The organism is Frankia sp. CcMO1 (genome assembly GCF_977945845.1).
On sequence record NZ_CDWTMG010000307.1, the window covers coordinates 1995 to 2306 of the forward strand.

1 pseudogene is annotated in these 312 nt (G+C 69.9%); it reads left to right on the plus strand.

What is annotated here, in order from left to right:
- Positions 1 to 312 (plus strand): annotated as a pseudogene (locus AC08OU_RS22640) (IS1634 family transposase); the annotation flags it as partial.

The following is a 312-nucleotide window of genomic DNA, read 5'->3' on the forward strand; positions in this document are numbered from 1 at the left end:
GCCCGCTACAAAGGACAGGAAGTCGTCGAACGTCGCTACGGCGCGTTCAAGGGCCCGCTCGCGGTCGCACCCATGTTCCTGCACTCCAACCAGCGGATCCACGCCCTCATCCACGTGATCTGCCTGGCCCTGCTCATCTTCTGCCTGGTCGAACGCCAAGCACGGCTCGGTACCGGCCCCGACGGGAAGATCCCCGGCCTCTACGCCGGCCGTCCCGCCCGCCCCACCGCAGCACTGGTCCTCAGCACCCTGAGCAGGCTGCGCCTCGTGCCCGCCCAAGGCGACCAGGCCGCCTACATCCCCCGCCCCTCG